This is a genomic window from Sphingomonas folli (assembly GCF_019429525.1).
Classification (GTDB): domain Bacteria; phylum Pseudomonadota; class Alphaproteobacteria; order Sphingomonadales; family Sphingomonadaceae; genus Sphingomonas; species Sphingomonas folii.
In genome coordinates this window covers 246,642-267,611 of sequence record NZ_JAHXZL010000007.1, presented here as the reverse complement: position 1 = coordinate 267,611, position 20,970 = coordinate 246,642, and the positions used below count along the sequence as shown (strand labels likewise).

The following is a 20,970-nucleotide window of genomic DNA, read 5'->3' as shown; positions in this document are numbered from 1 at the left end:
CGACAGCCCGAAGTTCAGGTAGCGCTCCAGGTACAAGGCCGTCATGTCGATGTTCGCGGGATTGTCGAACCACGCCCGGCTCCGCAGCGCCGGCGTCTCGTTGCTCTGGGTCATCGCTCGCTCCGGGTCAGCGCGCGGTCGAGACGCGGAAGACCATGATGTGATGGTAAGGCTTGCCCGGGTCGACCCGCGCCGAGCCGAATGCCGGCTGATTGGGAGTGTCCGGGAATTTCTGCGGCTCCAGCGCGATGCCGTCGCCCATGCGATAGACGTGACCCGATTTGCCGACCAGCGACCCGTCGAGGAAGTTGCCCGAGTAGAATTGCACGCCCGGCTCGGTGGTGAGCACCTCGAGCACGCGGCCCGACACCGGGTCCTCCAGCCGCGCGGCCAGCTGCGGTTCCCTGGTGGCGCCCTTGTCGAGCGCGAAATTATGATCGTAGCCGCGGCCGATCACGATCTGCGGGTCGCGCCCGTCGCGCACGCCCTCGCCCACGACGCGCCCCTGGGTGAAGTCGAACACCGTGCCCGCCACCGGCCTGAGCTCGCCGGTCGGGATCAGCGTGGCGTCGACCGGCGTGTAGCGCCTCGCCGGGATCGTCAGTCTCTGCGCGTAGATGCCGCCCGCCGAGCCCTCGCCCGCCATGTCGAACAGCGCGTGGTTGGTGAGATTGACGACGGTCGGCGCGTCGGTCTTGGCGCCGAGGTCGATCGTCAGCGCGCCCGCGTCGTCGAGGCTGTAGGTGGCGGTCACCTGGAGCGTGCCGGGATAGCCCTGGTCGCCCGCGGGGCTGGTCATCACCATGGTGACGCTGGCCTTCGGACCGGACTTCACCTCGGTGATCTTCCAGACCACCTTGTCGAAGCCCCTGGTGCCGCCGTGGAGCGAGTTGGTCTTGTCGTTGAGCGGCAGCTGATAGCTCTTGCCGTCGAGCGCGAACTTGCCCTCGCGGATGCGGTTGGCGTAGCGGCCGACCGTCTGCCCCCAGAAATTTGGTTTGGTGACGTAGCTCGCGGCATCGTCGTAGCCGAGCGTGATGTCGGCGACCTTGCCGTCGCGCCCCGGCACGTTGAGCGACTGGAGCGTCGCGCCCAGCGTCATCACGCGCGCGCTGACGCCGTTGCTGCCGCTGAGCACCACCGCCTCGATCGCGGTGCCGTCGGGCAGCTGGCCGAACGCCTCGCGCTTGGCGGTCGCGGCCTCGGCGCCCGCCGCCGCGAGCAGGCTACCGGCCATCATCGCCCATCCGCCCCACGCAGCCACTCGGACCGCAGCCACTCCGACCATTGCCGACCTCTCCCGAACGTCCTAGCCACCCGCCCCAGCGTCGCCGTTCCGCGGCGTTTCCGCATTGACCGGGATACCACCCCGAATATAGTCAGACATATCGAGCACGCGCAACCCAGTTCCGCGCGTCACAGGGAGAGGATGATGGCCGGACCACCGATTTCCAGCGGCGCTGTCGCGACGGGGGGCGGAGGTGCCGTCTCGTATCGCCCCGCGCTCGCGCTGCTGGCCTCGCTGTTCTTCATGTGGGGCTTCATCACCGTCCTCAACGACATCCTGATCCCGCATCTCAAGGCGGTGTTCGACCTCAACTACACCCAGTCGCTGCTGATCCAGTTCGTCTGGTTCATCGCCTACGGCGTCGCCTCCTTCCCCGCCGCCAAGCTGATCGAGCGGATCGGGTACAAGAAGTCGATGGTCGTCGGGCTGCTGATCATGGCGGTCGGCGCGCTGGGCTTCGTGCCGGCCTCGCAGCTCGCCTCCTACGGCGTCTTCCTCACCGCTTTGTTCGTGCTCGCCACCGGCATCACGCTGCTCCAGGTCGCGGCCAACCCCTATGTCGCGGTGATCGGCCCGCCCGAGAGCGCGTCGTTCCGGCTCAATCTGGTGCAGGCGTTCAACTCGCTCGGCACCTTCGTGGCGCCGACCTTCGGCGCGATGCTGATCCTGTCGCGCTCGGCCTCGGGCACGAGCGAGAGCGGCACCACCCAGCTGAGCGCGGCGCAGCGGCTGGCCGACGCGCAGTCGGTGCAGATGCCCTATATCCTGATCGCGGGCGTGCTGGTGGTGATCGCGGTGACGATCGCGCTGTTCAAGCTGCCCCTGCTCGGCTCGGCCACCAATCGCATCGCCGCCGACGAGCGCCGTCGCCACTCGCTGTTCCAGCACCGCAATCTGGTGTTCGGCGTTCCCGCGATCGGCCTGTACGTGCTGGCCGAAATCTGCGTCGGCTCGCTGCTGATCAGTTTCATCCAGCAGCCGCAGATCGCCAATCTCAGCGCCGCCGATGCCAGCGGCTATCTCACGTTGCTGTGGGGCGGGATGATGGTCGGTCGCTTCGTCGGCGCCGCGATCATGCGCTCGATCGCGCCCGAGAAGCTGCTGGCGTTCAATGCTTTGGTCGCCTTCGTGCTGGTGATGACCGCGGTGCTGTTCACCGGCCATGTCGCGATGTGGGCGCTGGTGCTCGTCGGGCTGTTCCACTCGATCATGTTCCCGACGATCTTCACGCTGGGGATCAAGGGCCTCGGGCCGCTCACCGAGGAGGGCTCGGGCCTGCTGATCATGGCGATCGCGGGCGGCGCGCTGGCGACGGTGCAGGCGTGGATCGCCGACCATCACGGGCTCAGCATCTCGTTCCTCGTCCCCGCGGCGTGCGAGCTGTACGTGCTGTTCTACGCGCTGTGGGGCTCGCGCCCGACCAACGCCTTCCCCGACAGCGCGGCGCAGGAGACCGGCGCCTGAGGATGGCGGCGCGACGCTGATGATGCGCGTGCGGCCGGGGTTCCCGCAGGGGAGCGCCGGCCGTTTGGCTGGGGGTGGAGGAGTCGAGCACGATATTCCTCCCCTCGCAGGGGAGGATCGACGGCTCCCTCGCGGTCAGGCCCGCCTACTCGTGCCGCTCCCGCCAGCGCCCCCTCACCCGCCCGCGCGCGCCGGCGGCAGCGGCTGGCCCGGCACCTCGACCGCGAAGCTGAACAGCCCGCCCGCCTCTGGCTGCGCCGCGCGCTGGGAGTCGTCGAGGCCGACGCTCGCGGTCGTGACAAATGCCGTACGCAGGTCGGGGCCGCCCAGCGCCACCTTGGTGACGTTCGACGCGGGCAGGCGCACCTCGCGCAGGATCGTGCCCGCCGGCGAGTAGAGCCGAGCGCGCCAGCCGCCCCATAGCCCGACCCAGACGTTGCCCGCCGAGTCGACCGTCACGCCGTCGGGATGGCCGTCCGCGGGATCGATCCGCGCGAACTCGCGCATCGCCCCCGTCGTCCCGTCGGACGCGAGCGCCACGGCGTGGATCACGCCGCCGACCGTGTCGACGTGGTACAAGGTCCGCCCGTCGGGGGCGATGCCGGGGCCGTTGGTGATCGCCACCGCCGGGATCGCGGTCGCCACCGCCGCGCTGCCGTCCCAGCGATGGACCCGCCCGGTCACGGCGCTCTCGCCGTCGTCCATCGAGCCGAAGAAGATCGCGCCGTCGGGCGCCACCGTGGCGTCGTTGAGCCGGTTGCCGGGCAGCTCGGGCTCGACCTCGGCGAGGTGGGAGAAGCTGCCCGCCGCCGGGTCGAACCGCGCCAGCCCGGTCTGCAGCCCGGCGATCAGCGCGCCGTCGTCGGCGGGCAGCACCCAGCCGACCTGCGCCGGCGCGTCCCACTGGTCCACCGCGCCGCTCGCCGGATCGTAGCGGTGGACGCGGCGGCGCTTGATGTCGACGAACCACAGCACGCCGCGCGCGGGGTCCCAGGCGGGCCCCTCGCCCAGCAGCGCACCGCCGCGCCACAGCAATGTCACCTCGTCCGTCATCACCGCTCTCCTCTGCCGTGTCGCCGCGCCAGCGCCGTCTTGACCTGATCGCACAGCGGTTTATGTCTTACAAATAGATTAGGAGGGATGCGTGGCGGGCGACTATATCGCCATCGACTGGGGCACGACCAACCGCCGCGCCTGGCGCGTCGCGGCGGACGGGACGCTGGGCGAGTCGGTGCGCGACTCGCGCGGGGTGCTCGCGCTCGCCGCCGGCGACTATCCCGCCGAGCTGGCCGCCGTCCGCGCGCGGCTCGGCGACCTGCCCGTGATCGCCGCGGGCATGGTCGGCTCGAACCGCGGCTGGCGCGAGGTGCCCTATGTCGACGCCCCCGCTGACCTCGCCGCGCTCGCCGCCGGCGCGCTGCGCCTGCCGGAACAGGACGCGCTGCTGCTGCCCGGGATAGCGCTGCGCGGCGGCGCGCGCGCCGACGTGATGCGCGGCGAGGAGGTGCAGGTGCTCGGCGCGCTCGCCGCCCGGCTCGCGCCCCAGGACGCACTGTTCTGCCAGCCCGGCACGCACAACAAATGGATCGCCACGGTCGCCGGCCGCATCACCGACGTCGCCACCGCGCTGACCGGCGAGCTGTTCGCGCTGCTGCGCGGCCACGGTATCCTCAGCGCGATGCTCGACGGCCCCGTCGCCGACGGCGCCGCCTTCCGCGCCGGCGTGGCGCGCGGGGCGGGTGCGCGCGACCTCACCGTCGCGCTGTTCGAGGTGCGCGCGCGAGTCCTGCTCGACCGACTCGACGCCGCCGATGCCGCCAGCTTCGCCAGCGGCGTGCTGATCGGCGCCGACGTCGGCGCGCGGACCGACCTGGCCGGCCGCACGGTCCAGCTGCTGGCCGGCGGCGACCTCGCGACACTCTACGCCGCCGCGATCGAGTCGTGCGGCGGCACCGCCCTGGCGCTCGACAGCGAGCGCGCCTTCGCCGCCGGGATCCACCGGCTGTGGGAGATGACCCGATGACCGATCTGCACGCGTCGTTCGACGCCGCCTTCCGTCAGGCGCCGCTGGTGGCGATCCTGCGCGGCCTCACCCCCGCCGAGGCGCCGGCGGTGGGTGAGGCGCTGGTCGCGGCGGGCTTCACGCTGCTGGAAGTGCCGCTCAACTCGCCCGACCCGTTCGACAGCATCCGCCTGCTCGCCGAGCGGCTCGCGGGGCGCGCGATGGTCGGCGCGGGCACGGTGCTGACCACCGACGACGTCGCGCGCGTGCGCGACGCGGGTGGCACATTGATCGTCTCGCCCAACACCGACGCCGACGTGATCCGCGCGAGCGCCGCGGCCGGGCTGATCTCGATGCCGGGCTATTTCACCGCGAGCGAGGGCTTCGCCGCGCTCGCCGCGGGCGCGACCGCGCTCAAGCTGTTCCCCGCCGACGGCACCATACCCGCCTATCTCAAGGCGCAGCGCGCGGTGCTGCCCAAGGCGGCGCGGATGCTCGCGGTCGGCGGCATCACCCCGCACAACATGGCCGAATGGCGCGCCGCGGGCGCCGACGGCTTCGGGCTCGGCTCCAACCTCTACCGCCCCGGCAAATCCGCCGAGGCGGTGGGCAAGGACGCCCGCCAGTATATCGCCGCGCTCGAGGACCTCGCATGAGCTTCACCCGCCTGCTCCAGCACCGCGACGACGAAGGTCGCCGTCGCGTCATCCTCGCCGAGGGCGACAGCGCTCGTTTCCTCGACGGCGTCGCCACCACGCGCGCGCTGGCGCTGGAGGCGATCGCGCGCGGCACCACGCTGGCCGAGGCCGCCGCGGCGCGCCGGACCGACGAGGCGGTGGACCTCGCCGCCGAGCTGGACGCCAAGCGCCTTCTCCCCGCGATCGACCATGAGGACGGCGCACGGCTGCTGCTCGCCGGCACCGGGCTGACCCATCTCGGCTCGGCCGAGGGACGCGACCAGATGCACAAGGCCGCCTCAGACGCGGCGCACCAGACCGACTCGATGCGCATGTTCCTGGAGGGTGTCGAGGGTGGCAAGCCCGCGGCGGGCACGGTCGGCCAGCAGCCCGAGTGGTTCTACAAGGGCGACGGGCAGTCGCTGGTGGCCCCCGAGGCGCCGCTCGCCTCGCCCGCCTTCGCGCAGGACGGCGGCGAGGAGCCCGAGCTCGCCGGCATCTACCTGATCGGCGAGGACGGCACGCCGTATCGCCTGGGAGTCGCGCTCGCCAACGAGTTCAGCGACCACGTCACCGAGAAGCACAATTACCTCTGGCTGGCGCATTCCAAGCTGCGCCAGGCCGCGCTCGGCCCCGAGCTGCTGCTGGGTACGCCCCCCTCCGACATCCGCGGCACCAGCCGCATCGTCCGCGACGGCGCCACCTTGTGGGAGAAGCCTTTCCTGACCGGCGAGGACAATATGTCGCACCACCTCGCCAACCTGGAGCACCACCATTTCAAGTACGCCGGCTTCCGCCGCCCCGGCGACGTCCACGTCCATTTCTTCGGCACCGCGACGCTGTCGGTGGCGGACGGCGTGAGGACCCGGCCCGGCGACGTCTTCGAGATCGCCGCCGCGCCCTTCGCGCTGCCGTTGCGCAACCCGCTGACCGACGCGCCCGCCGTCTCGATCGAGGTGCGCGCGCTGTGAGCGGCCAACCGGGGAGCGGCCCGATCCGCCTCGCGCTGGTCGGCATGGGCAAGATCGCGCACGACCAGCACCTCCCCGCGATCGCGGCGAGCGAGCATTTCGAACTGGTCGCCACCGTCAGCCGCAGCGGCGAGAGCGTCGACGGTCTGCCCTTCTTCCCCAACGTCGAGGCGCTCGCCGCGAGCGACGTCGCGGTGGACGCGGTCGCGCTCTGCACCCCGCCGCAGGTGCGCCGCGCCATCGCGCAGTTCGCGATCGAGCAGGGCTGGCACGTCTTCCTCGAGAAGCCGCCCGGCGCGACGCTGGCCGAGGTGATCGCGCTGCGCGACGCGGCGTCGGCGCGCGGGGTGAGCCTGTTCGCCAGCTGGCACTCGCGCTACGCCGACGGCGTCGAGCCCGCGCGCGCCTGGCTCGCCGAGCGCATGGTGCGGCGGGCGACGATCACCTGGCGCGAGGACGTGCGGGTCTGGCACCCGGGGCAGGACTGGATCTGGGAGCCCGGCGGCTTCGGCGTGTTCGACCCCGGCATCAACGCCCTGTCGATCGCGACTCGGATCCTGCCGCGGCCCTTCTTCGTCGAGACCGCCGAGTTGGACGTGCCGTCGAACCGCGCCGCGCCGATCGCCGCGCGGGTCGCCTTCCGCGACACCGCCGGCAGCGCGATCGCGATGGACCTCGACTTCCGCCAGGAGGGTCCGCAGCATTGGGACATCGAGGTGGAGACCGACGCGGGCACGCTGCTGCTCGCCAAGGGCGGCTCGGTGCTGACGATCGACGGCGCGGAGGCGATCGCGCGCGACGCCGACCTGCACGGCGAATATCCCGGGCTGTACCGCCGCTTCGGCGAGATCGTCCGCGCGGGCGAATCCGACGTCGACGTCGCGCCGCTGCGGCTGGTGGCGGACGCCTTCCTGCGCGGGCGCCACATCGGCGTCGAGCCGTTCGTGGAGTGATCTCCCGGGGCGGCGCCCGTCCCTCGTTCTCCCGCGCGCGCGGGAGCCCGGGCCGTCAGGCGTCGCCGCCTCGCCGTCTGGCCCCGGATCCCCGTGCTCGCGGGACAATAGCGCGGATATGCGGCCCCCTCACCCCACCAGTTGCGCGACGTCGACCGGCACGCCGCGCCGGCGCAGCTCGACGGTGACCGTCGTCTCACCGCGCTCGGGCGTGCGACCGAGCGACGCTCCCGCCGCGACCGCCGCGCCGCGCGTCACCGCGGGCGTGCCGATCCCGGTCACCAGCGTCTGCCAGCCGGCGCCATGGTCGAGGATCACGATCGTGCCGTAGCTGCGGAACGCGCCGACGTAGCGCACCGTCCCCGCCGCGGGGGCGACCACCGTCGCGCCGCGCGGCACCGCCAGCGTCAGCCCGCGCGAGCGCACGCCGTTGCCCGACAGCTCGCCGAGCCCGGTGACGAGCCGTCCCCGCGCCGGCAGGCGATAGGCCGACGGCAGCGGCCCGCCCGTCGCCTCCGCTCGCGGCGGCGCGGGCAACGCGATCAGGTCGCCGAGCACCGCCTGCGCGCCGCCCAGCGCGGCGATGCGATCGGCGGTGTCGCGCGCCGATTCCTCCAGCGCGAGCGCGCGCTCGTCGCCGTCGCTCAGCGCGGCCAGCCTCTCGCGCGCCTCGACCAGCCGCGCACGCTCGGCGGTGAGCGCGCGCTCGGTCGCGGCAGCGCTCGCCGCCAGCGCGCGCGTCCGCGCCAGCGCAGCGCGCAGCGCCGCGGTGCGCCGCTCGAGCCGGGGCGCCGCGGCCCCGAGCACCGCCTCGACATGGACGAGATCGGCGACGCTGCCCGGACGCAACAGCAGCGCCGCGCGCGGGCGTCGCGCGACCGCGGCGACCGCGGCGACGAGCCGGACGATCGGGCCCTGCTCGGCGGCGAGCGCCGCCCGCTGTCGCGCCAGCCGTCCCGCGATCGCGTCGGCGCGCGCGCGCTCGGCGGCGATCTCCGCCTCGGCGCCGGCCAGTTGCGTGCCGCTTCGGCGAGCGGGCGCATCGGGCAGCGCCGCCGCGGCGGGCGCCAGCAGCGCGAGCGCGAGCGCCGCGCCGGCGCGGGTCACGCGCACCGCCTCAGCCCTCGCGATGGTAAGGGTGGTTAGCGATGATGCTGGTGGCGCGGAACAGCTGCTCCGCCAGCATCGCGCGCGCGAGCAGGTGCGGCCAGGTGGCGCGGCCGAAGGAGAGCAGCAGGTCGGCCTCGCCGCGTTCGGTGTCGTCGAAGCCGTCGGCCGCGCCGATCAGGAAGCGCGCCTCCCGCACGCCGTCGTCGCGCCAGCGGCCCAGCGTCGCGGCGAAGGCGGCGGAGCCGAGCATCTCGCCCTTCTCGTCGAGCAGCACGCGGCGGCCCTGTGCCGGTCGATCGGGCTCGCGCCCGCCGCGGTCGGGCAGCTCGCTCAGCCGCGTCGGCCAAACGATCCGCTTGATATAACGGTCGACCAGCTCGGCCTCGGGCGAGCGCCCGATCCGTCCGCGCGCGACGATGTGGAGCAGCATGGGGTGAGGTTAGCGGCCGCGCGGGGCGGCGTCATCCGGCCTGTGCGTCGTCGCCGGCCGCATCACCCCTGCGTCGGCCCCGCGGTCCGCCACCCGCCTCTCGGCGGAGAGGGACAAAGACGGAGGTCACGCCACCCCGGCCGCCGGTGGCGCGTCGCCGAAGGACCACATCCGCTCGAGATTGTAGAAGCTGCGCACCTCCGGGCGGAAGAGGTGGACGATCACGTCGCCCGCGTCGATCAGCACCCAGTCGGCGCTGGGCAGCCCCTCGATCCGCGCCGAACGGCCGGTCTCGCCCTTGATCCTCTCGGCCAGCTTCGACGCCATCGAGGCGACCTGGCGGGTCGAGCGCCCGCTGGCGATCACCATATGGTCCGCGATCGACGACTTGCCCGCGAGCGGGATCGAGATCGTGTCCACCGCCTGGTCGTCGTCGAGCGATCGCAGGACGAGCTGGTGCAGCGCCGCGGCCTGGTCGGCGTCGGCGGTGCGGTGAGCGGGGTCAGTGGCGGGCAAGGTGGCTCCTCAAGATGCCGCGGGCGCTGCGGCGGGCGTGTCGGCTGTGGATATGGGATCGGCGAAACGAAGGTGCCAGGCAGGGTCAGCGGCGCGAAGCTGCGTCGCGGACGTCGGGTCAGGGCGGAAACGTAGCAGCACCAGGGCTGGCACACTCCACTCGGTCCACTTCCTCGCCTGGCGTGCGGGCCGCCGAAAGCGCCGCAGCCAACCCATCGCGGGGGCCGCGAGGGCGCGTGCATCATAGCCCGGGCGCGCCACGACCGCAATCGGCATCGTCCGCGCGATCGTGCGCCAGCGCTGCCACTCGTGGAATTGCGCGAGATTGTCCGATCCCATGATCCACAGGAAGCGCGTGCGCGGGAAGCGCCGCGACAGCTGCGCCAACGTGTCGGCGGTGTAGCGCGTGCGTAGCCGCGCCTCGATGTCGGTGGCGCGGATCGGCGCGCGCCGCGCCATCGCGCGCGCGGAGGCGAGCCGCGCCGCCAGCGGCGCCATGCCGCGCCTCGGCTTCAGCGGGTTGCCCGGGGAGACCAGCCACCACACCTCGTCCAGGTCGAGTGCGCGGATCGCCGCCAGCGTGAGATGGCGGTGGCCCCGATGCGCCGGGTTGAACGAGCCGCCGAGCAGGCCGACCCGGCGGCTCATGTCAGCCCCGCGCCGTCGCCGCGCGCCGGGGCGGCGGCGCGACCCGGCGCGGCATCGTCCTCGCGCCAATCCTCGCGCTCATGGTACACGCGCAGCACCTCGCAGCGCCGCGCCGCGAGCCGATAGTGGATCAGATAGGGCGTCCCTAGCACGCGCAGCACGCGCGTGTCGCGGCGGTGGCGCCGGCCGCCGTAGGGAAAGTCGCGCAGGAAGTCGGCGCGACGCCGTATCGCGGTGACCATCGCCAGCGCGGTCGCGGCCGAGACATGCTCGTCGAGCCAGGCGTCGATCGCGATCAGGTCGTCGAGCGCGGCGCGCGCCCACACCACGGGCAGCGTGCTGGGCGCGAGCGCGCTGGCGCGACGACGGGCGGGCGGTCCGCTCCACCAGTCCCTCACGCGACCGACGTCGTCGCGCGCGGCGCCGCCGCGACCGCCGCTAGCCGCATCGGGCGCGATGCCGCGCGATCATCGCCTCCAGCGCGCGCATCACCTCCTCGTGGTCGACCGTCTCGCCGCGCTCGACCTGGTCGATGCCGAGCTGGACGAAGCCGTCGGCCACTGCCTCGCGCGCCACCGCGTCGCGGATCGCCGAGGCGGCGAAGGCCTCGCTCGTGATGCCGCGCGCCGCCGCGATCGAGTCGACCAGCGCCACGGTCGCGTCGTCGAGCTCGGCGGTGATCGCGCGCGCGCTCACCCGCGCACCTGGCCGGTGCCGCGCCCGAGCCACTTGTACGTCGTCAGCCCCTCCAGCGCGACCGGACCGCGCGCGTGCAGCCGCCCGGTGGCGATGCCGATCTCGGCGCCCAGCCCGAACTCGGCGCCGTCCGCGAACTGGGTCGAGGCATTCCACAGCACGATCGCGGAATCGACCGCGGCGAGGAAGCGCTCCGCCGCGCGCTCGTCCGCGGCGACGATCGCGTCGGTATGGTGCGAGCCGTGGCGCGCGATGTGCGCGAGCGCACCGTCGAGCCCGTCGACCAGCGCCACCGCGGCGATCGCGTCGAGATATTCCGCGTTCCAGTCGCTCTCGTCGGCCGGCGCCATCGTGGGGAGCAGCGCGCGCGCCGCCGCGTCGCCGCGCAGCGTGCAGCCGGCGTCGGACAGCGCGGTGAGCAGCCCCGCCGCGTGCGGCCAGGCGCGATCGACCAGCAGCGTCTCCATCGCGCCGCACACGCCGGTGCGGCGCAGCTTGGCGTCGATCACCACCGCGCGCGCCATGTCGGGGTCGGCCGAGGCGTGGACGAAGACGTGGTTGACGCCGTCGAGATGCGCCAGCACCGGCACGCGCGCCTCGGCCTGGACGCGCGCGACCAGGCTCTTGCCGCCGCGCGGGATGATCAGGTCGATCGCGCCCTCGGCGGCCAGCATCGCGCCCACCGCCGCGCGGTCGGTCGTGGGGACGAGCTGGACGGCGTCGGCGGGCAGCCCGCCCGCGACCAGGCCCTCCACCAGCGCGGCGTGGAGCGCGCGGTTGCTCGCCACCGCCTCGGAACCGCCGCGCAGGATCACCGCGTTGCCCGAGCGGACGCACAGCGCGGCGGCGTCCGCGGTGACGTTGGGCCGGCTCTCGTAGACGATGCCGATCACGCCGATCGGGACCCGCACACGGCTCAGCGCCAGCCCGTTGGGGCGGGTGGTGCGATCGATCACCTGACCGACCGGATCGGCGAGCGCGGCGACGGCGGCGACCCCGTCCGCGGTCGCGGCGAGCCGCGCGGGATCGAGGCGGAGGCGGTCGATCAGCGCCGGCGAGAGCGCCCTGTCGGTCGCGCGCGCGACATCCTCGGCGTTGGCGCGCAGGATCGCCGCCGCATGGTCTCGCAGCGCGGCCGCACCGGCCTCCAGCGCCCGCGCCTTGGCGACGTCCTCCGCGCCGGCGAGCGCGTGCGCTGCCGTGCGCGCGTGCGCGGTCATGGTGTTGATCAGGACGGCAACGGATCGCGGGTCGAGCATCGCGCGCGGCGGTAGCACGCGAGCGCCGCCGCGCCCAGCCGGCGCGTCGCGCTACAGCGGCGCGGCGGTCAGCGGCATCTCGGGCACGACGCAGGCGCCGTCGCGCGTCGCGGCGACCGCGGGCGGCTTGGCGCGGCCCCTCGTCCAGTTCGCCTGCAGCCGGACGCGGGGGTCGGGCGCGCACCAGATCTCGCCGGTCTCGTTGAGCGCGGTGACCCAGATCAGATCGTGCTCCTGACCATGGTCGATCACCGCGAAGGCATAGCCCGCGCCGCGATCGAGCACCTGGACCGGTAGCGGTGGATCGAGCTGCTGAAAGGACATGAAGAGGGCTCGGTTGCAGCATCTTAACCCAAGCGAGGAAATCGCGGTTCCCGCGCTGGCGGCGCCGCGGCGCGATCTTATATCGTGCCGCATGACCCATGACCCGCTTCACCGCCGCCGCTTCCTCGCGCTCGCCTCGCTCGGCACCGCCGGTGTCGCGCTCGTCGGATGCGGGCGCGCGGCCGAGGCGGCCCCCGAGCAATTCGCGGTGACCAAGACCGACGCGCAATGGCGCCAGCAACTCGGCCCCGCCGCCTATGACGTCCTGCGCCACGAGGGGACCGAGCGGCCCTTCACCAGCCCGCTCAACGACGAGCATCGCCCCGGCACCTTCGCGTGCAAGGGCTGCGCGGCGCCGCTGTTCTCGTCCAAGACGAAGTTCGACAGCGGCACGGGCTGGCCCAGCTTCTACGCGCCCCTGCGCGACGCGGTGGCGACGCGGACCGACCGCAGTCTCGGCATGGCGCGCACCGAGGTACATTGCCGCCGCTGCGGCGGCCATCTCGGCCATGTCTTCGACGACGGCCCGCCGCCGACGGGCAAACGCTATTGCATGAACGGCGTGGCGATGACCTTCCGGGCGGCGTGAGCGCGACGCGGCCGTTCGGCCGCACTCCCGTTCGCGTCGGCCGCCCGCTGCATCGCTCGCGTCGGACCGAATGGACGTTAGCCGGCCTCGAGCCAGCCTACACGGTAGCGCGAGCGCCGCGGACGTAGCTCTCCCGCGAGGCCGAGTGCCGGCTCACGGCCGGGGATGGCGCGCCCTGGTCGGCGACCTTGCCGGAGGCCAGCGCGGGACGGCGCGTGATCAGCCGCGCCGCGGTCAGTCCGCGACGACGGGCAAGGCGCCGGCGACCGGCGCGGCGGCGGTGGTCGCGATCGTCATCGGCGCGAGCGGCGCCTCGGTCTCGATCACCGGCGCCTTCTCCGGGTATATGAAGCCCGCGAGCGGATAGCTGGTGGTGCCGAGATCGCCGTTGCCCGCATACCAGACTCGCACCACGCTCCAGTCGCCCGCCGCCGACACGTCGACCGCGCGAACGTCGCGCTCGATCCCGCCGCGGTGCGACCAATTGGCGTGGGTGAGCAGCACCTCGCGCTCGCTGACGACGTGGCTGACCATCGCCACGTGACCGACCGGCATGCCGCGCGTCGCCTTGAACGCCATCACCGCCCCCTCCTGCGGCACGTGCCCGCGCTCGTAGCGCCCGGCAGCCTGGCCCCACCAGGTGTTGGCGTTGCCGCGGATGGCGATGCCCGAGACCTCGCGCGCGAACGGCACGCACTGCAGGTACCGAGCCTGCGCCGGCGCCACCGTCATCAGGGCGCACGATATCACCAGCGCGAATCGCGCCGTCAGAGCCTTGGAATTCACGGGTGACCCCCCGGTCTCTCGAAACTGCTGAACCTCTGCTACGTGGCAATTCCCGCGCGAACAAACGCCGCCGGAACCTTTCCGGACGAGTCGAGTTGCCGCGGCGACGAGCCGAACACCCCGACGAAGAAAAGGGCAGCACCGCTGCCGGGGAGTGTGAATCGGCCGTTAAAATCACCGTCTTAGCACCACCGAATCGCCATATTCGCAGGCCGCTTCCCATCCTCCGGCGGCACCGCGCGCCGGACGATCGTCGTATTCCTCAGGTCAGTATGCGGCGTCCGCGGTTCAGCAGCGCTAATTTAGAAGATCGGGTCTGCCGCTGCGCTTGTCGTGCGCGGTTGCCGCGCCTAGGGTCGCGCTGCCCACAACAGCCGATCGCCCATCATGGCCCTGGATCCCGACACGTTCGCCGCGCTGATCGACACCGTCCGCCGCTACGTCGCGGAGCGGCTCCGCCCGCTCGAGGCGGAGGTGGAGGTCGACGACGCCGTGCCCGACGCGGTCGTGGCCGAGATGCGCGCGATGGGGCTGTTCGGCCTGTCGATCGCGGAGGATCATGGCGGGCTCGGCCTGACCATGGCGGAGGAGGCGCGCGTCGCGATCGAGATGGGGCGCACCACCCCCGCGTTCCGCTCCGTCTTCGGCACCAACGTCGGGATCGGCAGCCAGGGGCTGGTGCTCGCGGGCACGCCCGAGCAGAAGGCCGAGTGGCTGCCGCGCATCGCCGCGGGCGAGATCGTCACCAGCTTCGCGCTGACCGAACCCGGCGTCGGCAGCGATTCCGGTGCGGTGGCGACGCGCGCGGTGCGCGACGGCGACATCTACCGGCTCTCCGGCACCAAGCGCTACATCACCAACGCCGACCGCGCCGACCTCTTCACCGTCATGGCACGCACCGGCGACGTGCCGGGCGGCCGCGGCGTCTCGGCCTTTCTGGTACCGCGCACGCTCCCGGGCGTGTCGATCGGCGAGCCCGAGAAGAAGATGGGCCAGAAGGGTGCCAAGGTCGCCGACCTCCATCTCGACGAGGTGGCGGTGCCCGTCGCCAACCGGCTCGGCGGCGAGGGAGAGGGCTTCAAGATCGCGATGCGCGTGCTCGATCGCGGTCGTCTCCACATCGCCGCGGTGTGCGTCGGCGTGGCCGAGCGGCTGATCGCCGACTGTGTCGGCTATGCCAGTGAGCGGCACCAGTTCGGCAAGCCCATCGCCGAGCACCAGCTGATCCAGGCGATGATCGCCGACAGCAAGACCGAGGCGCTCGCCGCGCGCGCGCTGGTGCTCGAGACCGCGGCGAGCAAGGACGCCGGCACCGACGTGGTGCTGGAGAGCGCCGCGGCGAAATATTTCGCCAGCGAGATGGTCGGCCGGGTCGCCGACCGCGCGGTGCAGATCTACGGCGGCGCGGGGTACATCGCCGATTACGGGATCGAGCGACTGTACCGCGACGTGCGGCTGTTCCGCATCTACGAGGGCACCAGCCAGATCCAGCAGCTCATCATCGCCCGCGAGACGCTGAAGCGCGGCGGGTGAGCGGCCGCCGCGAAGGTCTCCATCGTGACAGGCATCGCGGGCGGGAATGATCCGCCAAGCCTCTCTCCGTCATTCCCGCGAAGGCGGGAATCCAGACGCGCAGGTCCTCGATGGAGCCGCGTCGACCGCGCGTCTGGATCCCCGCCTCCGCGGGGATGACGATGGTGGGCGACAGCGCGGTGGACGACTGTGGCGCACGCTCGAGATGACGAACAAGGAGGAAGACTCCCTAACCCCGTACACAGGAGAGGCATATGAACACCGACCACTTGTTCCGGCTCGACGGCCGCGTCGCGCTCGTCACCGGCGGCAGCCGCGGCATCGGGCGGATGATCGCGGCGGGCTTCGTCGCGCAGGGCGCCACCGTCTACGTCTCGAGCCGCAAGGCCGAGGCGTGCGAGGAGACCGCCGCCGCGCTGGGAGAGCGCTGTCACGCGCTGCCGATGGACGTGGCGACGGTCGAGGGCTGCCGCGCGCTCGCCGCGGCGCTGGGTGAGCGCGAGCAGCGCCTCGACGTGCTCGTCAACAACGCCGGTGCGGCCTGGGGCGTGCCCTTCACCGACTTCCCCGAGAGCGGCTGGGACAAGGTGATGGACCTCAACGTCAAGTCCCCCTTCTTCCTGACCCAGTCGCTCCACCCCCTGCTGTGCGCCGGCGCGGCGGCGCACCCGCCCGCCAAGGTTATCAACGTCACCTCGGTCGACGGGCTGCGGCTCAACCCGTGGGAGACGTACAGCTACCAGGCGTCCAAGGCGGCGCTGATCCACCTCACGCGCCGGCTGGCGGCGCGGCTGGTGGAGGACGGCATCCACGTCAGCTCGATCGCGCCGGGCGCCTTCGCGAGCGAGATGAACCGCGCCGCGCGCGACCACGGCGACGCGGTGGCGAAGCGCATCCCGGCGCGCCGCATCGGCACGGCGGAGGACATGGCGGGCACCGCGATCTTCCTCGCCAGCCGCGCGGGCGACTATGTCGTCGGCGAGACGATCGCGGTCGACGGCGGGCTGGTCAACGCCTCGCTCGGGAGCAGTATCGACGCGTGAGGGGGTCGGCCCGCGCGGAGCCGTTCCGAGAAGTCGCCGAGCGTGTCGCCGCGGAACCTCGTCGCGGGTGACCGGAACGCCCTCCCTGCCCCGCCCGTTTCCCACGCGAAGGAGACGGTGCATGGACAAGGACGACGCCAGACCGACCGAGCTGACCGACCGGCCCAATCTCTCGACCGAGCATCAGCGCGAGGGCGACGCGCGGCGGCCGAGCGACACACTCGACAAGGGACAGCCCGACGGCGAGACGATCCCGCGCAGATCGTCGCTGCTCGGCGACGACTGATTCGGTCGGGTCGGATAAGCTAGCACCCGGCCGGGCGCCGCGGGACATGCTCCCGCCGCGCCGCAGCAACGTGGCAGACACGTAGCGACGATAGAGGAAACACTACCAAGCCTCGGCAAAACATAGTGTTTCTGTCCGCGCGTCGGCGTTGACCCGGCGCCGCGTCGCCACCGAGAGCGGTTCGCCCCGCCCTCGGAGACGCAGCGATGATCCATTATTTGGTCGATACGCACCACGACGAGCCGCTCAGCTGGCGCGACGTCGAGTTGCTGCCGATCGTGGCCTTCGCGCTGCTCCTCCTGGTCGCGGTCGCGCGGATGCAGCGGGAGCTCGCGCCCGCGCTGTCCGGCGAGTTCGTCAAGGCGTTCGCGCTGGTCTTCCTGCTCGGCGCGCGCAAGCTGCTGGGCGACATCGTCGCGCGCGCCGATGACGCCGACGCGACCGGGACCCGCCCTGCCATGATCGAGGCCGTGCCCGCCGAATGATCGTCGGTCGCGCACCTCGGATCCGCCAGACGCTCTATCCCGCCTGGCGCACGCTCGCCGTCCTGTTCGTGTGGGATTCGGCGGTCACGCTCTTCTACTACGCGCTGCCCTTCGCCGCGCCAGCGCTGCCGATCACCCTATTCGGCACGGTGCTCGGGCTGTTCCTCGGCTTCCGCACCAACTCGGCCTATCAGCGCTGGTGGGAGGGGCGGACCCTATGGGGGGCGATGATCAACGCCTCGCGCAGCCTCGCGCGCGCGGTGCTGGGCTTCGTCCCCGACGACAGCGTCGCCGCCGCGTCGATGAAGCGGATGATCGTGCGGCGCCAGATCGCCTATGTCCACGCGCTGCGCTGCCAGCTGCGGCGGCAGGATCCGGCGCCCGAGATCGAGCGGTTGCTGGGCACGGAGGCGGCCGCCGCGGCGATGGCGCGCACCAACCCCGCCAACGCGCTGCTCGACGGCACCACGCGGATGATCGCCGACATCCGCCGCGAGGGGCTGATCGACACGATCCAGCAGACCCAGATCGAGCGCGTGATGGTCGACATCGCCAACGCGCAGGGCGGGATGGAGCGGCTCAAGAACACCCCGTTGCCGGCGCAATATCGCACCTTCCCGGTGTTCTTCGCCAAACTGATGTGTCTGCTGCTGCCGTTCGGCCTGGTGGAGACGCTGGAATGGGCGACGCCGATCGGCTCGTCGGTGGCGGGGTTCATGTTCCTCGCCGGACTGCAGGTCGCCGACGATCTGGTCGACCCCTTCGCCGACACGGTCCACGACGTGCCACTGTGCGCGATGTGCCGGACGATCGAGATCGATCTGCTCCAGGCCGCCGGCTATGACGCGCCCGCGCCGCTCCAGCCGGTGCGGAGCGTGCTGTGGTGAGGCGAGTGCGGCCGGCGCACTGATCCGCGCCCGTCACCCCGGCACTTTGACGGTCAGCGGCCGCCCCATACCGCGACGCCGCCGACCATCGCACCCTTCGCCACCACGGGGCGCGCCGCCCCGTCTCAGCTCACTGGTTGTTCTGGCGGTGGAGGAAACGCGGCAGGTCGCCGCCCTCGCCCTCGTCGCTGCGGCCGCCGGCGTTGCGGGTGGCGTTCTGCATCCGCTCGAACAGCGTACCGCCCAGCTTGACGCGCGGCTGCGGCGGCGCCTCCTCACCCTCGCCGCCCGGTGCGAGGAAGCGACGGCGCGCGGCGTCGCCCGCGGCGGCCGGCGGCATCAGCGAGTCGGTGCCGAGCAGCAGTTCGTCGTCCGCCGGCGCGCCGGGCGCGGATGCCGGAACGGGATCCACGACCGGGCCCGAGGTGGTCGGCGGCACGCCTTGCGCCATCGCGCCCGCGGCGGCGCCGCTCGGCTGCTGCGGCGGCACCTCAGGGGTCGGCTGATAGGCGCTCGGCACCGGCGCGGGCGTCGGGGTCGGCGCGGGGGCCGGCTGCGGCGCGGGGGTCGGGGCCGCGGCGGCGGGCGCGGCGTCGCCGCGGCGCGGCGCCGAGAAGCTGAAGGTGCGAGTCGGCTCGGCCGGGGCGCTGGTCGCGGGCGCCGCGGTGCCCACGCTGTTCTCGATGCCGGTGGCGACCACCGAGACGCGGATCTTGCCCTCCAGCTCGGGGTTGAACGCCGAGCCCCAGATGATGTTGGCGTCCGGGTCGACCAGCTCGCGGATGTGGTTGGCGGCCTCGTCGACCTCGAGCAGGCGCATGTCGTCGCCGCCGGTGATCGACACGATCACGCCCTTGGCGCCCTGCATCGAGACGCCGTCGAGCAGCGGGTTGGCGATCGCCTTCTGCGCCGCGATCAGCGCGCGGTCGTCGCCCTCGGCCTCGCCGGTGCCCATCATCGCCTTGCCCATCTCCTGCATTACCGAGCGGACGTCGGCGAAATCGAGGTTGATGAGGCCGGGCATCACCATCAGGTCGGTGATGCCGCGCACGCCCTGTTGGAGCACCTCGTCGGCCATCTCAAAGGCCTGTTTGAAGGTGGTGTTGGCGTTGGCGACCAGGAACAGGTTCTGGTTCGGGATCACGATCAGCGTGTCGACGAACTTCTGCAGCTCCTCGATGCCGGCGTCGGCCGATTTGGCGCGGCGGTTGCCCTCGAAGCTGAACGGCTTGGTGACGACGCCGACGGTCAGGATGCCCATGTCGCGCGCGGCCTTGGCGATCACCGGGGCGGCGCCGGTGCCGGTGCCGCCGCCCATGCCCGCGGCGATGAAGCACATGTGGCTGCCCTCGAGCAGGCGCGACAGCTCGTCGATCGTCTCTTCCGCGGCGGCGCGGCCGATCTCGGGGCGGCTGCCCGCGCCCAGGCCCTGGGTGATCTTGGCGCCGAGCTGGATCTTCTGCTCCGCCTCGGACTGTTTCAGCGCCTGCGCGTCGGTGTTGGCGACGAGGAACTGCACGCCCTGCACGTCGGCGCGCATCATGTTGGCGATGGCGTTGCCGCCGGCGCCGCCGACCCCCACGACGGTGATGCGCGGGGTGAGATCGTCGAGATCCGGGGTGATGAATTCGATGCTCATCGCGTGCTTACTCCGTCCGCTCCGCGCCGCCGTCACTCGCGCGGTTAATTTCTACCGATGTGCAACAACGAGACGCCGGGTGGAAGAGGAAACACCGCGAAACGCCCTGTAGCCGCGTCAATAATTCGCCTTGGCCGCCTGCACGAGCTTCCAGAATCCGCGCAGGCCGCGCTGGCGATGGACCATCTGCTGCGACGGCACCAGTCCGCGCAGGTCGATCGGATCGCTCGCGGCGAAGAAGGCCAGCCCCGCCAGCGTGGCGAAGCCCGGCCCCGAATGCGCCTCGGGCAGCCCGGTCAGTCCCTTGGGCCGGCCGACGCGGACCGAGCGCCCGAGCGCCTGCTGGGCATAGTCGGCGATGCCCTTGAGCTCCGCTCCGCCGCCGGTCAGCACCACCTGGCGCCCGACCGGCCCCTCGAACTTCAGCTCCTTCAGCGCCGCCTGGATCTCGCTGGTGAGATGCTCCAGCCGCTGGCGGATCACCGCGATCAGCGCCGCCTTGGTGATCTGCAGCGCCTCCGAATCCTCGTCGTCGGTGCGCTCGCGGATCGTCACCATCTCGTGGTTGTCGCGCGGGCTCGCGTTGGCCGAGCCGTGGAAGCATTTGATCCGCTCGGCCTGGAGCCGCGTCGTGCCGAAGGCCGAGGCGATGTCGTCGGTGATGTCCGCGCCGCCGAAGGGGATCGACTTCAGCCCGACGAGCATCGAGCCGGCGAACAGCGACACGTTCGTGATCCCCGCGCCGATCTCGACCAACGCGACGCCGAGGTCGCGCTCCTCGGGGCTGAGGCAGGCCAGGCCGGTGGCGACCGGCGCGGCGATGATCGACTTCACCTCGAGGTGCGCCGAGCGGACGCACAGGTCGAGGTTGCGCACCGGCGAGCCGTCGGCGGCGATGACGTGGATGTGGACGCCGAGCCGGTCGGCGTGGAGCCCCAGCGGCTTCTTCACGCCCGTCAGCCCGTCGAGCGTGTAGAGCGCGGGCTGGGCGTGGAGCACCATCCGTCCCGCCGGGTCGATCGACTGGCGCCCCTCCTGGAGCAAGGCGTCGATATCGGCCTGCTCGATCCGCATGCCGCCGAGCTCGGCCTCGATGAAGGCCTCGTCGCTCACCAGCCCGCCGGCGGAGAAGCCCGCCCAGACGTTCTCGATGTTGAAGCCTGCGATCCGCTCGGCCTGCTCGACCGCCTCGCGCACCGCGACCTCGGTCGAGTCCATGTCGGCGATATAGCCGCGCTTGACGCCGCGGCTCTCGCGCTGGCCGGTGCCGAGCACCACCAGCTCGCCGCCGTCGCCCTTCTGCGCGATCATCGCCGACACCTTGGACGAGCCGATGTCGAGTGCGGTGATCAAACCGTCCGGTGCTGCCTTGGCCATGCTGTCC

24 protein-coding genes are annotated in these 20,970 nt (G+C 72.3%); 11 read left to right on the top strand and 13 right to left on the bottom strand.

Annotated elements, in window-relative coordinates; translation table 11 throughout:
- Nucleotides 1-127: 127 nt before the first annotated feature.
- Nucleotides 128-1,240, bottom strand: a complete 1,113-nt coding sequence (locus KZ813_RS12840; RefSeq protein WP_219755360.1) for an aldose epimerase family protein — start codon at nt 1,238-1,240, stop codon at nt 128-130.
- A gap of 192 nt (nt 1,241-1,432) precedes the next feature.
- Between KZ813_RS12840 and KZ813_RS12835 the strand changes: the two genes are divergently transcribed.
- Complete coding sequence (locus KZ813_RS12835; protein WP_219755359.1) at nt 1,433-2,752, top strand: sugar MFS transporter; 1,320 nt, start codon at nt 1,433-1,435, stop codon at nt 2,750-2,752.
- Between the two features lie 174 nt (nt 2,753-2,926).
- On the opposite strand, the gene KZ813_RS12830 is transcribed toward KZ813_RS12835, so the two are convergent.
- Nucleotides 2,927-3,805, bottom strand: coding sequence for an SMP-30/gluconolactonase/LRE family protein (locus tag KZ813_RS12830; RefSeq protein ID WP_219755358.1), 879 nt, complete (start codon nt 3,803-3,805; stop codon nt 2,927-2,929).
- 91 nt (nt 3,806-3,896) lie between these two features.
- Between KZ813_RS12830 and KZ813_RS12825 the strand changes: the two genes are divergently transcribed.
- From KZ813_RS12825 to KZ813_RS12810, 4 genes are read left to right on the top strand one after another with little or no spacing between them, the layout of a single operon-like run.
- Nucleotides 3,897-4,775, top strand: a complete 879-nt coding sequence (locus KZ813_RS12825) for a 2-dehydro-3-deoxygalactonokinase (RefSeq protein WP_219755357.1) — start codon at nt 3,897-3,899, stop codon at nt 4,773-4,775.
- The gene (locus KZ813_RS12820; RefSeq protein ID WP_219755356.1) at nt 4,772-5,410 is read left to right on the top strand and encodes a 2-dehydro-3-deoxy-6-phosphogalactonate aldolase; all 639 of its coding nucleotides are present in this window, start codon (nt 4,772-4,774) and stop codon (nt 5,408-5,410) included. The genes KZ813_RS12825 and KZ813_RS12820 overlap by 4 nt, the downstream gene beginning before the upstream one ends.
- Complete coding sequence (araD1, locus tag KZ813_RS12815; RefSeq protein ID WP_219755355.1) at nt 5,407-6,402, top strand: AraD1 family protein; 996 nt, start codon at nt 5,407-5,409, stop codon at nt 6,400-6,402. Before KZ813_RS12820 ends, araD1 begins: the two co-directional genes overlap by 4 nt.
- On the top strand, nt 6,399-7,355 hold the full coding sequence (locus KZ813_RS12810) for a Gfo/Idh/MocA family protein (RefSeq protein WP_308461881.1): 957 nt from the start codon (nt 6,399-6,401) through the stop codon (nt 7,353-7,355). The genes araD1 and KZ813_RS12810 overlap by 4 nt, the downstream gene beginning before the upstream one ends.
- A gap of 129 nt (nt 7,356-7,484) precedes the next feature.
- Here the strand turns inward: KZ813_RS12810 and KZ813_RS20390 are convergent, their stop codons facing one another.
- The 8 genes from KZ813_RS20390 to KZ813_RS12770 all read right to left on the bottom strand — a co-directional run bounded on the left by KZ813_RS20390 (nt 7,485) and on the right by KZ813_RS12770 (nt 12,338).
- On the bottom strand, nt 7,485-8,462 hold the full coding sequence (locus tag KZ813_RS20390; protein WP_219755354.1) for a murein hydrolase activator EnvC family protein: 978 nt from the start codon (nt 8,460-8,462) through the stop codon (nt 7,485-7,487).
- A gap of 10 nt (nt 8,463-8,472) precedes the next feature.
- Nucleotides 8,473-8,895 carry a 23S rRNA (pseudouridine(1915)-N(3))-methyltransferase RlmH gene (locus KZ813_RS12800; protein ID WP_219755353.1) on the bottom strand — a complete coding sequence of 141 codons (423 nt, stop codon included), beginning with the start codon at nt 8,893-8,895 and terminating at the stop codon, nt 8,473-8,475.
- A gap of 126 nt (nt 8,896-9,021) precedes the next feature.
- A complete protein-coding gene (gene rsfS / locus KZ813_RS12795) occupies nt 9,022-9,411 on the bottom strand; it encodes a ribosome silencing factor (protein ID WP_219755352.1) in 390 nt (129 codons plus the stop codon).
- Nucleotides 9,412-9,420: 9 nt separating this feature from the next.
- Nucleotides 9,421-10,059 carry a nicotinate-nucleotide adenylyltransferase gene (locus tag KZ813_RS12790; RefSeq protein WP_219755351.1) on the bottom strand — a complete coding sequence of 213 codons (639 nt, stop codon included), beginning with the start codon at nt 10,057-10,059 and terminating at the stop codon, nt 9,421-9,423.
- Nucleotides 10,056-10,457, bottom strand: a complete 402-nt coding sequence (locus KZ813_RS12785) for a type II toxin-antitoxin system RelE/ParE family toxin (protein WP_219755350.1) — start codon at nt 10,455-10,457, stop codon at nt 10,056-10,058. Before KZ813_RS12785 ends, KZ813_RS12790 begins: the two co-directional genes overlap by 4 nt.
- A gap of 40 nt (nt 10,458-10,497) precedes the next feature.
- The gene (locus KZ813_RS12780) at nt 10,498-10,755 is read right to left on the bottom strand and encodes a CopG family ribbon-helix-helix protein (protein WP_219755349.1); all 258 of its coding nucleotides are present in this window, start codon (nt 10,753-10,755) and stop codon (nt 10,498-10,500) included.
- Nucleotides 10,752-12,014 (bottom strand): glutamate-5-semialdehyde dehydrogenase, encoded by a 1,263-nt coding sequence (locus KZ813_RS12775; RefSeq protein WP_219755348.1) that lies wholly within the window; start codon nt 12,012-12,014, stop codon nt 10,752-10,754. The genes KZ813_RS12780 and KZ813_RS12775 overlap by 4 nt, the downstream gene beginning before the upstream one ends.
- A gap of 51 nt (nt 12,015-12,065) precedes the next feature.
- Nucleotides 12,066-12,338 (bottom strand): hypothetical protein, encoded by a 273-nt coding sequence (locus KZ813_RS12770; RefSeq protein WP_219755347.1) that lies wholly within the window; start codon nt 12,336-12,338, stop codon nt 12,066-12,068.
- A gap of 91 nt (nt 12,339-12,429) precedes the next feature.
- On the opposite strand from KZ813_RS12770, the gene msrB reads away from it, so the two are divergent.
- Complete coding sequence (msrB, locus tag KZ813_RS12765; protein WP_219755346.1) at nt 12,430-12,927, top strand: peptide-methionine (R)-S-oxide reductase MsrB; 498 nt, start codon at nt 12,430-12,432, stop codon at nt 12,925-12,927.
- A gap of 234 nt (nt 12,928-13,161) precedes the next feature.
- Here msrB and KZ813_RS12760 read toward each other — a convergent pair whose 3' ends face one another.
- The gene (locus KZ813_RS12760; RefSeq protein ID WP_219755345.1) at nt 13,162-13,659 is read right to left on the bottom strand and encodes a CHAP domain-containing protein; all 498 of its coding nucleotides are present in this window, start codon (nt 13,657-13,659) and stop codon (nt 13,162-13,164) included.
- Nucleotides 13,660-14,100: 441 nt separating this feature from the next.
- On the opposite strand from KZ813_RS12760, the gene KZ813_RS12755 reads away from it, so the two are divergent.
- From KZ813_RS12755 to KZ813_RS12735, 5 genes are all read left to right on the top strand, one after another.
- Nucleotides 14,101-15,246 carry an acyl-CoA dehydrogenase family protein gene (locus KZ813_RS12755; RefSeq protein WP_219755344.1) on the top strand — a complete coding sequence of 382 codons (1,146 nt, stop codon included), beginning with the start codon at nt 14,101-14,103 and terminating at the stop codon, nt 15,244-15,246.
- A 254-nt stretch (nt 15,247-15,500) separates the two neighbouring features.
- A complete protein-coding gene (locus KZ813_RS12750) occupies nt 15,501-16,289 on the top strand; it encodes an SDR family oxidoreductase (protein WP_219755343.1) in 789 nt (262 codons plus the stop codon).
- A 121-nt stretch (nt 16,290-16,410) separates the two neighbouring features.
- Nucleotides 16,411-16,575 (top strand): hypothetical protein, encoded by a 165-nt coding sequence (locus tag KZ813_RS12745; protein WP_219755342.1) that lies wholly within the window; start codon nt 16,411-16,413, stop codon nt 16,573-16,575.
- Between the two features lie 206 nt (nt 16,576-16,781).
- The gene (locus KZ813_RS12740) at nt 16,782-17,060 is read left to right on the top strand and encodes a hypothetical protein (protein WP_219755341.1); all 279 of its coding nucleotides are present in this window, start codon (nt 16,782-16,784) and stop codon (nt 17,058-17,060) included.
- Nucleotides 17,057-17,947, top strand: a complete 891-nt coding sequence (locus KZ813_RS12735) for a bestrophin family protein (protein ID WP_219755340.1) — start codon at nt 17,057-17,059, stop codon at nt 17,945-17,947. The genes KZ813_RS12740 and KZ813_RS12735 overlap by 4 nt, the downstream gene beginning before the upstream one ends.
- A gap of 130 nt (nt 17,948-18,077) precedes the next feature.
- Here KZ813_RS12735 and ftsZ read toward each other — a convergent pair whose 3' ends face one another.
- Nucleotides 18,078-19,586 (bottom strand): cell division protein FtsZ, encoded by a 1,509-nt coding sequence (gene ftsZ, locus KZ813_RS12730; protein WP_219755339.1) that lies wholly within the window; start codon nt 19,584-19,586, stop codon nt 18,078-18,080.
- A gap of 117 nt (nt 19,587-19,703) precedes the next feature.
- Nucleotides 19,704-20,963 (bottom strand): cell division protein FtsA, encoded by a 1,260-nt coding sequence (ftsA, locus tag KZ813_RS12725; RefSeq protein WP_219755338.1) that lies wholly within the window; start codon nt 20,961-20,963, stop codon nt 19,704-19,706.
- Nucleotides 20,964-20,970 lie beyond the last annotated feature (7 nt).